This is a genomic window from Streptomyces musisoli, assembly GCF_016741855.1.
In the GTDB taxonomy this organism is placed as follows: Bacteria; Actinomycetota; Actinomycetes; order Streptomycetales; family Streptomycetaceae; genus Streptomyces; species Streptomyces musisoli.
In genome coordinates, this window is record NZ_JAERRH010000005.1 from 41,506 (window position 1) to 54,672 (window position 13,167).

At 73.0% G+C, this 13,167-nt stretch carries 9 protein-coding genes and 1 pseudogene; 2 read left to right on the forward strand and 8 right to left on the reverse strand.

Translation table 11 applies throughout. From position 1 onward, the window contains the following. Positions 1-67 precede the first annotated feature (67 nt). A complete protein-coding gene (locus JK361_RS15505) occupies positions 68-964 on the reverse strand; it encodes a TIGR01777 family oxidoreductase (RefSeq protein ID WP_201817794.1) in 897 nt (298 codons plus the stop codon). 72 nt (positions 965-1,036) lie between these two features. Between JK361_RS15505 and JK361_RS15510 the strand changes: the two genes are divergently transcribed. Then, positions 1,037-1,525, forward strand: a complete 489-nt coding sequence (locus JK361_RS15510; protein ID WP_201818882.1) for a GNAT family N-acetyltransferase — start codon at positions 1,037-1,039, stop codon at positions 1,523-1,525. 40 nt (positions 1,526-1,565) lie between these two features. Here JK361_RS15510 and JK361_RS15515 read toward each other — a convergent pair whose 3' ends face one another. Then, a complete protein-coding gene (locus JK361_RS15515; RefSeq protein ID WP_201817801.1) occupies positions 1,566-2,750 on the reverse strand; it encodes a MarP family serine protease in 1,185 nt (394 codons plus the stop codon). Positions 2,751-3,222: 472 nt separating this feature from the next. On the opposite strand from JK361_RS15515, the pseudogene JK361_RS15520 reads away from it, so the two are divergent. Continuing rightward, positions 3,223-3,957 (forward strand): annotated as a pseudogene (locus tag JK361_RS15520) (peptidoglycan recognition protein family protein); the annotation flags it as partial. Between the two features lie 303 nt (positions 3,958-4,260). Here JK361_RS15520 and JK361_RS15525 read toward each other — a convergent pair. The 6 genes from JK361_RS15525 to lpdA form a co-directional block, all read right to left on the reverse strand. Further along, the gene (locus JK361_RS15525; RefSeq protein WP_201817814.1) at positions 4,261-4,779 is read right to left on the reverse strand and encodes a DUF4240 domain-containing protein; all 519 of its coding nucleotides are present in this window, start codon (positions 4,777-4,779) and stop codon (positions 4,261-4,263) included. A 120-nt stretch (positions 4,780-4,899) separates the two neighbouring features. Next, a complete protein-coding gene (locus tag JK361_RS15530; protein WP_201817826.1) occupies positions 4,900-5,883 on the reverse strand; it encodes a helix-turn-helix transcriptional regulator in 984 nt (327 codons plus the stop codon). 75 nt (positions 5,884-5,958) lie between these two features. Then, positions 5,959-8,661 (reverse strand): pyruvate dehydrogenase (acetyl-transferring), homodimeric type, encoded by a 2,703-nt coding sequence (gene aceE / locus JK361_RS15535; RefSeq protein WP_201817828.1) that lies wholly within the window; start codon positions 8,659-8,661, stop codon positions 5,959-5,961. A 270-nt stretch (positions 8,662-8,931) separates the two neighbouring features. Continuing rightward, the gene (locus JK361_RS15540) at positions 8,932-9,555 is read right to left on the reverse strand and encodes a GntR family transcriptional regulator (protein ID WP_201817830.1); all 624 of its coding nucleotides are present in this window, start codon (positions 9,553-9,555) and stop codon (positions 8,932-8,934) included. Positions 9,556-9,857: 302 nt separating this feature from the next. Next, entirely contained in the window at positions 9,858-11,648 is a 1,791-nt protein-coding gene (sucB, locus tag JK361_RS15545) for a 2-oxoglutarate dehydrogenase, E2 component, dihydrolipoamide succinyltransferase (RefSeq protein ID WP_201817832.1), read from the reverse strand. Between the two features lie 62 nt (positions 11,649-11,710). After that, positions 11,711-13,099 (reverse strand): dihydrolipoyl dehydrogenase, encoded by a 1,389-nt coding sequence (lpdA, locus tag JK361_RS15550; RefSeq protein WP_201817834.1) that lies wholly within the window; start codon positions 13,097-13,099, stop codon positions 11,711-11,713. Positions 13,100-13,167: the final 68 nt, after the last annotated feature.

The window sequence follows — 13,167 nt, forward strand, 5'->3', positions numbered from 1 at the left end:
ATTGGCAGGGCACGGTCGCATGGAGGTCGCATGCGGTCACTTTCGTTCGCGGGCGTTGTCCTCCGGTTCACTCCGCCGCGCGGATCGCCTCGTCGATACCCGGAAACGCGAACCGGAACCCCGACTCCAGCAACCGCTTCGGCACCACCCGCTGGCTGCCCAGCACATCCCCGGCCAGCTCCCCGAGCGCCGCCCGCAGCACCGGCGCGGGCACCGCGAACGCCGTCGGCCGGTGCAGCTCCCGCCCCATCGCCGCGGTGATCTCACGGTTCGTCAGCGGCTGCGGCGCCGTCAGATTGAACGGCCCGGCCAGCTCCTCCCCGTCCATGAGGTGCCGGATCGCGGCGACCTCGTCGTGCAGCGCGATGTACGACCAGTACTGCCGTCCGTCACCCAGCCGCCCCCCGAGCCCCGCCCGGAACAGCGGGAACAGCCGTCCCCAGGCGCCGCCGCCCCGGGCCACCACCAGCCCCGTGCGCAGGAACACCGTCCGCACCCCCGCCTCCTCCACGGGCGCCGCCGCCTCCTCCCACTCCACGCACAGCCCCGGCAGGAACCCGTCGCCCGGCGGCGCGCCCTCGTCCACCACCCGGTCGCCGGTCTCGCCGTAGAAGCCGATCGCGCTGCCGTTCAGGAACACCCGCGGGGGCCGGGGCAGCGAGACCACCGCCTCGGCGAGCGCCGCCGTGCCCAGCACCCGGCTGTCCCGGATCAGCCGCTTGTACTCCGGTGTCCAGCGGCGGTCTCCCACCCCGGCCCCCGCCAGGTTGACCACCACGTCGCACCCGGCCAGCCCGGACGCGTCGACGTGCTGCCGCGCGGGGTCCCAGCGCACCTCGTCCGGGCCCCGGGGCGTACGGCGCACCAGCCGCACCACCTCGTGCCCGTCCGCGGCCAGGGACCGCACCAGAGCGCTGCCGATGAGACCGGACGCGCCGGCCACCGCGATGCGTGAACGTTCCATGGCCCCAGCATGACCGTACGGCCGCTCGAAAACCCGGTGGACGTCCGCACGTGCCGCCGTAGGGTGATCGCCATGCCCGAGTGCCACATACGCAGCGCCCAGACCGACGACGAGGACGGACTGGCCGTCCTCGACCGGGCCACCTGGTCCACCCTGCACGCGGTGACCCCGCCGCCGCAGCCGCCGTACCAGCCGTTCTTCGACGAGCGCCACTCCCCGGAGCAGTTCCTCGTCGCCGAGGCCGAAGGGCGCCTCCTCGGCTACGTCCGCCTCGCCCCGCCGACCCCGCTCGCCTCCAACGCGCACGTCCTGTCGATCCAGGGCTTCGCCGTCGCCGAGGAGGCGCGCGGGCGGGGCGTCGGGCGCGCGCTGATCCGGGCCGCCGTCGCCGCGGCACGCGGGCGCGGCGCCCGGCGCCTCACCCTGCGCGTGCTCGGGCACAACACCCCGGCCCGCCGGCTGTACGAGTCCGAGGGGTTCGCCGTCGAGGGTGTGCTGCCCGGGGAGTTCCTCGTCGGCGGCGCGTACGTCGACGACGTGTGCATGGGCCGCACCCTGTGAATCCCGCGCACCCCGCGCACCGGCCGGCCCGCGTGGGTGCCTAGGAGCTGACCAGCTCGCCCGTGTCCACCGGCGTCGTCGCCCCCGCCGCGCTCCGGGCGTCGCCCTCCACCTCGGCCGCCGTCAGCACGTACCCCGTCTCGGCGTCCGAGGTGGAGCGGGCGAAGACCACCCCGAACACCCGGCCGCCCGTGGTCAGCAGCGGGCCGCCGGAGTTGCCCGGCCGGACCGTGGACCGGATCGCGTAGATCTCCCGGGTGACCGTACCGTCGTTGTAGATGTTCTGGCCGGTCGCCCGCACCCGGTTCCCGACCGTCGCCGCTTGCAGGTTCAGGCCCCCGTCCTGCGGGTAACCCGCCACCACCGCCGAGTCCCCGCGCACCGCGCTCGTGTCGAACCGCAGCACCGGGGCGCGCAGCTCGGGCACGTACAGCACCGCCACGTCCCGGTCCGGATCGAAGAGCACCACCCGGGCCTCGTACGACCGCCCGACCCCGCCGATGCGCACGCCCGGACGGTCGATGCCGGCCACGACGTGCGCGTTGGTCATCACGTGCCGCGGCGCGTAGACGAACCCGCTGCCCTCGCGGCCCTCGGTGCCCGCGGCGCCCTCGATCTTCACCGTGCTCAGCCTGGCCGCGTTCGTCGCGGCCGGGGTGACGCTGTCACCGGTCGGCCGGGCCACCCGGGCCGTCGACTCGTTCTCGAACGGGTTGAACACCTGCGGGAAGCCCGCCTCGTTCAACGCGGACGTGGCCCGCGCGAACCAGGCCGGCGTGGTCTGCGGCATCGCCTCCTGCACCGCGCCCAGGAGGGTGGAGTTCCGTATGGCCGTCGTCAGGGTCCCGGACGGGGCCGCGGCCAGCACGCTCGCCGCCACCCAGGCCACCACCAGCACCGCGACCGAGTTCGCCGCCGCACCCCCGACCCCGTCCGCCACCCGCAGCGGACCCCGGTCCAGCTCCCCGCGCAGCCGCAGTGCCAGCCGGCCCGCCAGCTCGTGCCCCACCACGGCCGGCACCAGCACCGTCAGCACCGCGAGCACCGTAGCCGCCGCCGAACCCCGGTCCACCTGGCCCGTCACCCAGGGCAGCACCCACACACCGATGATCGCGCCGCCCACGAACCCGGCCAGCGAGACGCATCCGGCCACCAGACCGCGCCGGTATCCGGACACCGCGTAGACGACGATCACCAGCGCAAGCACCAGATCCAGCAGGTCCACGGAGCCGCCTTTCTCTCGGACCCCTCAGTACGGACGGGACCGGTCCGCTGATCACCCGCGCCCGTGCGAGGCGATCATCGAACGGCGGAGCCGGTCACGTACGTGTGTACCCCCGGAAACGGCCCGGACCGGGACGATGGTTCCACCAGGTGGCACAGCGCACATCGCGGGCACGGTACACCGGCCCGAGAGTGGGATCATGCGTGTCGTCCGAAGAGCCCCGAAGGCCGGGGGACCGGGTACCGCACGGACCCGCCGAACGGTCCGTGCGCTGCTCGGCTCCCTGCCGGGTGCCGCAGGGGCCCGCCGAGCGGTCCTCGTGCTGCTCGGGTTCCTGCCGGGTGCCGCGGGGTTGCGCCGAGCGGTCCGTGCGCTGCCCGGGTTGCTGCCGGGTGCGGCAGGGTTGCGCCGAGCGGTCCGTGGGCTGCCCGGGTTGCTGCCGGGTGCCGTAGGGGCCCGCCGAGTGGTCCTCGTGCTGCTCGGCTCCCTGCCCGGGGTGCTGGCCGTGGTCGCGCTGGCGCTGTGCGCCCGCGGCGTCGAGCGGGCCGTCGTGCCCGGCCCCGGCCGGGCCGCCGCGGCCCGGCCGCCGGTCGCCCACCATGCCGCCCGGCCGCGCATCGTGCCGCGCTCCGCCTGGCTCGACGGCACCACGGGGCAGAGTCAGCCGCCGCCGCGCTACGACGACAAGGTGGTCGCCGTCTTCCTCCACCACACGGACTCGCCCAACGGCTACCGGTGCGCCGACGCGCCCCGCATCATCCGCCATCTGTACGCCGGTCAGACGGGTGCCCGCCACTGGGACGACATCGGCTACAACTTCCTCGTCGACCGGTGCGGCACCATCTACGAGGGCCGTGCCGGGGGAGTCGACCGGGCCGTCACCGGCGCCCACGCACAGGGCTTCAACCATCGCACCGCGGGCATCGCCGCGCTCGGCACGTTCACCGCCGGCGTCCCCGTGCCCCGGGCCATGACCGACGCGATCGCCGCCCTGGCCGCCTGGAAACTCGGCCTGGCCGACGCCGACCCGCGCGGCCGTGTCCGGCTGGTCTCCAGCAGCGGCCTCAGCCGTTACCGGGCGGGTGCGACGGCCACCCTGCCCGTGCTCTCGGGCCACCAGGACGGCTTCCGGACCGACTGCCCCGGCGCGGCCCTCGCCGCCCGCCTCCCGGAGATCAGGCAACGGGCCGCCCTCCTACAGGGCCGGACACACGCGCCGGGCCGGACGACGACTGGAAAGCCGTCGGGGACGGGAAAGCCGTCGGCGACGGGAGAGCCGTCGGCCTCGGGAAAGCCGTCGGCGGCAGGGAAGCCTTCGGGGACGCGGAAGCCGTCGGCCTCGGGAAAGCCGTCGGTCGCAGGAGGGCCGTAGGCCGGGCGCGGCCCGCTTTCCGGGCCGCGTGCCCTGCGGTCGTGCACGGGACCGAGCCGGCACAGGCCGCACGGCCGCACAGGGCGCGCGTGCGCAATCCGGTGGCCGGGGTCCGGCGGCCCGGGCCCGGGCCCGGGGTCACTCCCTGAACCGCTCCCACAGCCTGGGATACCGCTGCGCGAGTTCCCGGTCGTTCTCCAGGTCCAGCGGGGTGCCCTCCGGCTCGGCCGGTGCCGGGGCGATGCCCAGGTCGGGCGCGACGGTCCCGGTCAGCTGCTCGTACGCCTCGTCCGCCGCGTACCCCAGCTCCTCGCCGTCGCCGTCGATCTCCTCGTCGAACTCGTCGAGCAGCTCGGCCAGCGCGTCCGGCTCGTGCAGCGCGCCCTCGAAGACCTCCCGGCCCTGGCCGATCAGCCAGCACCGGAAGAAGTCGAACGCGTCGTCGCTGCACCCGTCCAGCAGCAGCCAGGCGGCACCCCACAGGTCCCAGCGGTAGGCGCGGTTGTAGCGGGCCTCGAAGTGACGGGCGAAGTCCAGGACCAGCTCGGGGTCCATCCGGATGAGCCGGTCCACGAGTACTTCGGCCTGCTCCTCGGGATCGCTCTCGGCGGCCTCACGGCTGGCGTCGATCAGCTCCCAGAACTCCGTCTCGTCCATCACGGCACCAGCATCGTGCCTCGGCCGGTGGGGCGCACGCGGAGTACGGCGGATCGCCGTCGGCCGTCCACACGGAGGTACGGCGCGGCGGTCCGGTGCCGTCCGCCGTTGAGCGAGATGTCAGCCGTCCGGGCGGCGGTACAGCGCGGCGGTCCGGGCCGCGTCCGCCGCGAACCGTTCCCGCAGCCGGGCCGGCGCCAGCACCTCGGCCTCCGGCCCGAGCGCCGTCAGCTGGGTGTGCGCGACCTCCTCCGACTCCACGGGCAGCGTCACCGTCACCCAGCCCCCGGTGTCCGGCGGGCCCACGCCGTCCAGCGCCTCCCGCGCGGCGAGCGGATCGACGGCGTACGGCAGCCGGCGCACCCCGTCCGGGGAGAGCCGTACGACGACCTCGGCGCGCAGGATCGACCGGGCGAACCGCTCGGCCTGGTCCGCCCAGAAGCCGGGCAGGTCGAAGTCCGGGGCGCGGTCGAAGCGTTCGCCGAGGGGGTCGACGGTGCCGAACCGGTCGATCCGGTACGTCCTGAAGGCGCCGCTTCCGGCCACCCGCGCGCACAGGTACCAGGTCCCCGCCTTCAGCACGAGCCCGTACGGTTCCAGCCGCCGCTCCACCTCGCGGTCCTCGCGCCGGTAGCGGGCGGTGACACGGCGGTCGTCCCACACCGCCTCGGCGAGCACCGGCAGCAGCGCGGGCGTCTCCGGCTCCCGGAACCAGGCCGGCGCGTCCAGATGGAACCGCTGGGCGGCCGTGTCCGGGGCGTCCCGCAGCGAGGGCAGCAGCGCCGCGGAGACCTTCAGCCGGGCCGCCGACGCCGCGTCCTCCAGCCCCATCTCCCTGAGCGCCCCAGGCACCCCGCTCAGGAACAGCGCCTCCGCCTCGCTCCTGGCCAGGCCGGTGAGCCGGGTCCGGTAGCCGCCGACCAGCCGGTACCCCCCGGCCCGCCCCCGGTCGGCGTACACCGGCACGCCGGCCTCCGACAGCGCCTGCGCGTCCCGCGTCACGGTCCGCTCCGACACCTCCAGCTCCCGCGCCAGCTCCGCGGCGGTCATGGTGGGCCGGGACTGGAGGAGCAGAACCATCTTGATGAGGCGAGCGGCACGCATGCCCTCATGATGCCGGGGGGCACCGACAAGAAAGGGGTACGGCAGCGGCCGTACCCCTTCCCGGAACCCCGGTGACTACAGCCCGTACTTCTCGCGGGCTTCCTTCACCGCCGTGGCCTTCACCTCGCCGCGCCGGGCGAGCTGGGCCAGGGCCGCGACGACGATCGACTCGGCGTCGACGCCGAAGTGGCGGCGGGCGGCCTCACGGGTGTCCGACAGACCGAAGCCGTCGGCGCCCAGCGAGGACCAGTCCTGCTCGACCCACTGCGCGATCTGGTCAGGGACCTGGCGCATGTAGTCGGACACCGCCAGCACCGGGCCCTCGGCGCCCTGGAGCGCCTGGCGGACGAACGGCACGCGCTCCTCGCCGCGCAGCAGCGCCGCGTCGGCCTCCATCGCGTCCCGGCGCAGCTCGGACCAGGAGGTCGCGGACCACACGTCGGCGGCCACGCCCCACTCGTCGGCGAGCAGCCTCTGGGCCTCGAGCGCCCAGTGGATCGCCGTGCCCGAACCCAGCAGCTGGATCCGCGGGGCGTTGGCCGGGGCGGTCACGCCCGCGGACTCCGCCGTGTTGAAGCGGTACAGGCCCTTGACGATGCCCTCGTCGATGCCGAGACCGGCCGGCTTGGCGGGCTGCGGCAGCGGCTCGTTGTAGACCGTCAGGTAGTAGAAGACGTTCTGGTCCTCGCCCGGCTTGGCCTCGCCGTACATCCGGCGCAGACCCTCACGGACGATCACCGCGATCTCGTAGGCGAACGCGGGGTCGTACGTCAGCGCGGCCGGGTTGGTGGCGGCGATGACCGGGGAGTGGCCGTCGGCGTGCTGGAGGCCCTCGCCCGTCAGGGTCGTACGGCCCGCCGTCGCGCCGACGAGGAAGCCGCGGCCCAGCTGGTCGCCGAGCTGCCACATCTGGTCGGCCGTGCGCTGCCAGCCGAACATCGAGTAGAAGATGTAGAACGGGATCATCGCCTCGCCGTGCGTGGCGTACGCGCTGGACGCGGCGATGAAGTCGGCCATCGACCCGGCCTCGGTGATCCCCTCGTTGAGGATCTGGCCGTTCTTGGCCTCCTTGTAGTACATCAGCTGGTCGCGGTCGACCGGCTCGTACGTCTGGCCCTTGGGGGAGTAGATGCCCAGGGACGGGAAGAGGCTCTCCATGCCGAAGGTGCGCGCCTCGTCGGGGACGATCGGCACCCAGCGCTTGCCGGTCTCCTTGTCGCGGACCAGGTCCTTGACCAGGCGGACGAAAGCCATCGTGGTGGCGACGTTCTGCGAGCCGGAGCCCTTGTCGAAGGAGGCGAACGCCTTCTCGGCGGGGGCGGGCAGCGGGGCCAGGGCGTGGGTGCGGCGGGCCGGGGCCGGGCCGCCGAGGGCCGCGCGGCGCTCCTGGAGGTAGCGGACCTCGGGGGAGTCGGGGCCGGGGTGGCCGTAGGGCACCACGCCGTCGGTGAAGTCGCTGTCCTTGATCGGCAGGCCGAGCAGGTCGCGCATCGTCTTGAACTCGTCCACCGTCAGCTTCTTCATCTGGTGGTTGGCGTTCTTCGACGCGAAGCCCTCGCCCAGGGTGTGGCCCTTGACCGTCTGGGCCAGGATCACGGTCGGCGCGCCCTTGTGCTCGACGGCGGCCTTGTACGCGGCGTAGACCTTGCGGGCCTCGTGACCACCGCGGGAGAGGTGGAAGCACTCGAGGATCTTGTCGTCGCTCAGCAGCTTCGCCATCTCGGCGAGCGCCGGGTCCTTGCCGAAGAAGTCCTCGCGGATGTAGGCGGCACCACGGGTCTGGTACGTCTGGATCTGCGCGTCGGGTACCTCGCGCAGGCGGCGTACGAGCGCGCCGGTGGTGTCGAGCTGGAACAGCTCGTCCCAGGCCGTGCCCCACAGCGTCTTGACGACGTTCCAGCCGGCGCCGCGGAACTGGGCCTCCAGCTCCTGCACGATCTTGAAGTTGGCGCGGACCGGGCCGTCGAGGCGCTGGAGGTTGCAGTTGATGACGAAGGTGAGGTTGTCCAGTTCCTCACGCGCGGCGAGTGCGAGGGCCGCCGTCGACTCCGGCTCGTCCATCTCGCCGTCGCCGAGGAACGCCCACACGTGCGAGGCGGAGACGTCCTTGATGCCGCGGTTGGTGAGGTAGCGGTTGAAGCGCGCCTGGTAGATCGCCGACAGCGGGCCGAGGCCCATGGAGACCGTCGGGAACTCCCACAGCCAGGGCAGACGGCGCGGGTGCGGGTACGACGGCAGGCCGTTGCCGCCGGCCTCCTGGCGGAAGTTGTCCAGGTGCGCCTCGTTCAGGCGGCCGTCGAGGAAGGCGCGGGCGTAGATGCCGGGGGAGGCGTGGCCCTGGATGTAGAGCTGGTCGCCGGACCCGTCGGCCTCCTTGCCCTTGAAGAAGTGGTTGAAGCCGGTCTCGTACAGCCAGGCCGCGGAGGCGAAGGTGGCGATGTGGCCGCCGACGCCGTACTTCGAGCCGCGGGTCACCATGGCGGCCGCGTTCCAGCGGTTCCACGCGGTGATCCGGGCCTCCATCTCCGGGTCACCGGGCAGGTCCGGCTCCGCGGAGGTGGGGATGGTGTTGACGTAGTCCGTCTCGAGGAGCTTCGGCAGCGCGATGCCGCCCGCCTCGGCGCTCTCCAGCGTGCGGCGCATCAGGTACGCGGCGCGGTGCGGCCCGGCCTCCCTGGCGACGGCGTCGAGGGAGGCCCGCCATTCGGCGGTCTCCTCGGGGTCGCGGTCGGGGAGCTGGTCGAGCGCGCTCGGCTGGATGGCGTGGGGGTCGGTCATGTCGCCGCCTTCCTCAGTCGAAGGGGGTTCCCTCATCGGTAAGGGTTCGGGGGTGCCCTTTGTCGTTGGCAGGACAGGGCAGCGGACTTCGGTAGGAGTCCGTCGGCGACTGTAACTCCCTGATCGATGATCGATCAAAGGGTTGAGGGCCAAAACCTCTCGATTCCGAGAAAGTCGGCACCGGGTGCCTGGGGGCTAGGCACCCGGTGCCGCATTTTCGATCAGTTTTCGAGCTGTTTTCGCAGGTGAGCGAGGGGGCGCTCGACTGGGTCAGGCGCGCGGCGCGCAGCCGAGGACGTGCGCCTTCACCAGCTCGGCGATCCGGGGGTCCCGGCGCTTGAAGGCCTGCACCAGCTCCTCGTGCTCCTCCGCGTACGACTGCTGGACCGTGCCCAGCCAGCGGATCGACAGCGCCGTGAAGACCTCGATGCCGAGGCCCTCCCAGGTGTGCAGCAGCACCGAGTTGTGGGCGGCGCGGACCAGTTCGCGGTGGAAGCCGACCGTGTGGCGCACCTGGGCCGTGCCGTCCGCGTCGCGGTCGGCCTCGTACAGGGCCGCGACATGGGGCTCCAGCGCCGAGCAGTCCTCCGCGAGGCGTTCCGCCGCCAGCTCGGCCGCGATGGCCTCAAGGCCGGCCCGGACCGGGTAGCTCTCCTCCAGGTCGGCCGCGGACAGGTTGCGGACCCGCACGCCCTTGTTCGGGGCCGACTCGATCAGCCGGAGTGACTCCAGCTCGCGCAGGGCCTCCCGGACCGGGGTCTGGCTGACCTCCAGCTCGGTGGCGATCCGGCGCTCCACGATGCGCTCTCCCGGCTGCCAGCGCCCGCTGACGATTCCCTCCACGATGTGCTCGCGGATCTGCTCGCGCAGCGAGTGGACGACGGGCGCGGTCATGAGGGCTCCTTCGGGAGTGCTGACCTTTAGACAATACGGCGGGTTCGCTCCGCGGGAGGGGCGCGTGGGGGTGCTTATGCGCAGGTGAGACAAGGCTTACACAGCGTGCGGGTGGGCAAACCCGCCCAACAGCTCGGTACGGGCCGTATTCGGGCGGCTGCGGGTCGTTCGTGCTGCTCGCGCCGCCCCCGGGCCCCTGGGCCGCCGCCACCCCGGCCCGGGGGCCGCGGCCACCCCGGGGGCGCAAAGCCGACGCCCCGCCCGGGAGGCCCGGACGGGGCGTCGTCTTCCTGATCGGGGGATCAGAGGCCCAGCTCGACCTCGAACTCGCCCGCCTCCAGGATCGCCTTGACCGCCGTCAGGTAACGGGCCGCGTCGGCGCCGTCGACCAGGCGGTGGTCGTAGGAGAGGGTCAGGTAGGTCATGTCGCGGACGCCGATGACCGTGCCCTCCTCGGTCTCGATGACGGCCGGACGCTTGACCGTGGCACCGATGCCGAGGATCGCGACCTGGCCCGGCGGCACGATGATCGTGTCGAACAGCGCGCCGCGCGAGCCGGTGTTGGAGATGGTGAAGGTCGCGCCGGACAGCTCGTCCGGAGTGATCTTGTTGGCGCGGACCTTGCCGGCCAGCTCCGCCGTGGCCTTGGCGATGCCCGCGATGTTGAGGTCGCCGGCGTGCTTGATGACCGGGGTCATCAGGCCCTTCTCGGAGTCCACCGCGATACCGACGTTCTCGGTGTCGAAGTAGGTGATCGTGCCCTCGGCCTCGTTGATCTTGGCGTTGATGACCGGGTGGGCCTTCAGCGCCTGCGCGGCGGCCTTGACGAAGAACGGCATCGGGGAGAGCTTGACGCCCTCGCGGGCCGCGAAGGAGTCCTTCGCCTTGGCGCGCAGCTTCATCAGGCGGGTGACGTCGACCTCGACGACCGACGACAGCTGGGCCTGCTCGTGCAGCGCCTTGACCATGTTGTCGCCGATGACCTTGCGGATGCGGGGCATCTTGACGGTCTGGCCGCGCAGCGGGGAGACCTCCAGCGCCGGCGCCTTCCTGGCGGCGGCCGGGGCGGCGGCAGCGGCCGGAGCCGGAGCGGCGGCGGCCTTCGCGGCCTCGGCGGCGGCGAGGACGTCCTGCTTGCGGATACGGCCGCCGACGCCGGTGCCCTTGACGCCGGCCAGGTCGACGCCGTTCTCGGCGGCGAGCTTGCGCACCAGCGGGGTCACGTACGCGCCCTCGTCCGTCGCCTGGGTGGCGGTCGGGGAGGTCGGCGCGGTGGCCGGGGTGACCGGGGCGGGAGCCGGGGCCGGGGCGGGAGCCGGGGCTGCGGGCTGGGCCGGAGCCGGGGCGGCAGCGGCGGGCGCGGCCGGAGCGGCGGGGGCCTGGGCGGCCGGGGCGGGAGCCGGGGCAGGCGCCGGCGCCGGGGCGGCGGCGGGGGCCGGGGCGGCCGGAGCCGGAGCGGCGGCCGGGGCGGCACCCGGGGCGCCGATGACGGCGAGCTTGGCGCCGACCTCGGCGGTCTCGTCCTCACCGACCACGATCTCCAGCAGCACGCCGGAGGCGGGCGCCGGGATCTCGGTGTCGACCTTGTCCGTGGAGACCTCGAGCAGCGGCTCGTCGGCCTCGACGGTGTCGCCGACCGACTTCAGCCAGCGGGTGACGGTGCCCTCGGTGACGGACTCACCGAGCGCGGGCAGGACCACGTCCGTGCCCTCGGCGCCACCGGCCGGAGCGGCCTCGGCGGCGGGAGCCGGAGCCGGTGCGGCCGGAGCCTCGGCGACCGGGGCGGGGGCCGGCTCGGCGGCCGGGGCCGGGGCGGCCTCGGCGGCGGGGGCCGGGGCGGCAGCGGGGGCACCCGTGCCGTCGTCGATGACGGCCAGCTCGGCGCCGACCTCGACGGTCTCGTCCTCGGCGACCTTGATGGAGGCCAGGACACCGGAAGCGGGCGAGGGGATCTCGGTGTCGACCTTGTCGGTCGAGACCTCGAGCAGCGGCTCGTCGGCCTCGACGCGCTCGCCCTCGGCCTTCAGCCAGCGGGTGACAGTGCCCTCGGTGACGCTCTCGCCGAGCGCCGGAAGGGTTACGGAAACCGCCATGGTTTCGGTTGCTCCTAACGAATTGCGGAAGTCTGTGTCGTCGCGCCCGAAGACGGAAGGCGTCAGTCGTGCATGTGGAGGGGCTTGCCGGCCAGCGCCAGGTGGGCCTCGCCGAGCGCCTCGTTCTGCGTCGGGTGGGCGTGGATGAGCTGGGCCACCTCGGACGGCAGCGCCTCCCAGTTGTAGATCAGCTGAGCCTCGCCGACCTGCTCGCCCATGCGGTCGCCGACCATGTGGACGCCGACCACGGCGCCGTCCTTGACCTGGACGAGCTTGATCTCGCCCGCGGTCTTCAGGATCCGGCTCTTGCCGTTGCCACCGAGCGGGAACTTGATGGAGACGACCTTGTCCGCGCCGTAGACCTCCTTGGCCTTGGCCTCCGTGATGCCGACGGAGGCGACCTCCGGGTGGCAGTACGTCACCCGCGGGACACCGTCGTAGTCGATCGGAACGACCTTCAGACCGGCCAGACGCTCCGCCACCAGGATGCCCTCGGCGAAGCCGACGTGCGCGAGCTGGAGCGTGGGCACGAGGTCACCGACGGCGGAGATGGTCGGGACGTTGGTGCGCATGTACTCGTCGGTGAGGACGTAGCCGCGGTCCATCGCGACGCCCTGCTCCTCGTAGCCCAGGCCCTGGGAGACCGGGCCGCGGCCGACGGCGACCAGCAGGACCTCGGCCTCGAACTCCTTGCCGTCGGCCAGGGTGACCTTCACGCCGTCCTGGGTGTACTCGGCCTTCTGGAAGAAGGTGCCCAGGTTGAACTTGATGCCGCGCTTGCGGAACGCGCGCTCGAGGAGCTTCGAGGAGTTCTCGTCCTCGACCGGCACGAGGTGCTTCAGACCCTCGATGACCGTGACCTCGGCACCGAAGGACTTCCACGCCGAGGCGAACTCGACGCCGATGACACCGCCGCCCAGGATGATCGCGGACTTCGGCACGCGGTCCATGACGAGGGCGTGGTCGGAGGAGATGATGCGGTTGCCGTCGATCTCCAGGCCGGGCAGCGACTTCGGCACGGAACCGGTCGCCAGCAGGATGTGGCGGCCCTGGATGCGCTGGCCGTTCACGTCCACGGAGGTGGGGGAGGACAGCCGGCCCTCACCCTCGATGTAGGTGACCTTGCGGGAGGCGATGAGTCCCTGAAGACCCTTGTACAGGCCGGCGATCACGTCGTCCTTGTACTTGTGGACGGCCGCCATGTCGATGCCCTCGAAGGTGGCCTTCACACCGAACTGGTCGCTCTCGCGGGCCTGGTCGGCGACCTCGCCGGCGTGCAGCAGGGCCTTCGTGGGGATGCAGCCGTTGTGCAGGCAGGTGCCGCCGACCTTGCCCTTCTCGATCAGGGCGACGTCCAGGCCCAGCTGCGCCCCGCGCAGGGCCGCGGCGTAACCACCGCTACCACCGCCGAGGATCACTAGGTCGAAAACAGTGCTGGCGTCGTTCGCCACGTCACGTTCCTCCATGCATGTGCGCCGTACGCCGGTCTCCGATGACCGGCAGGCGGCTGGTGTCCGGC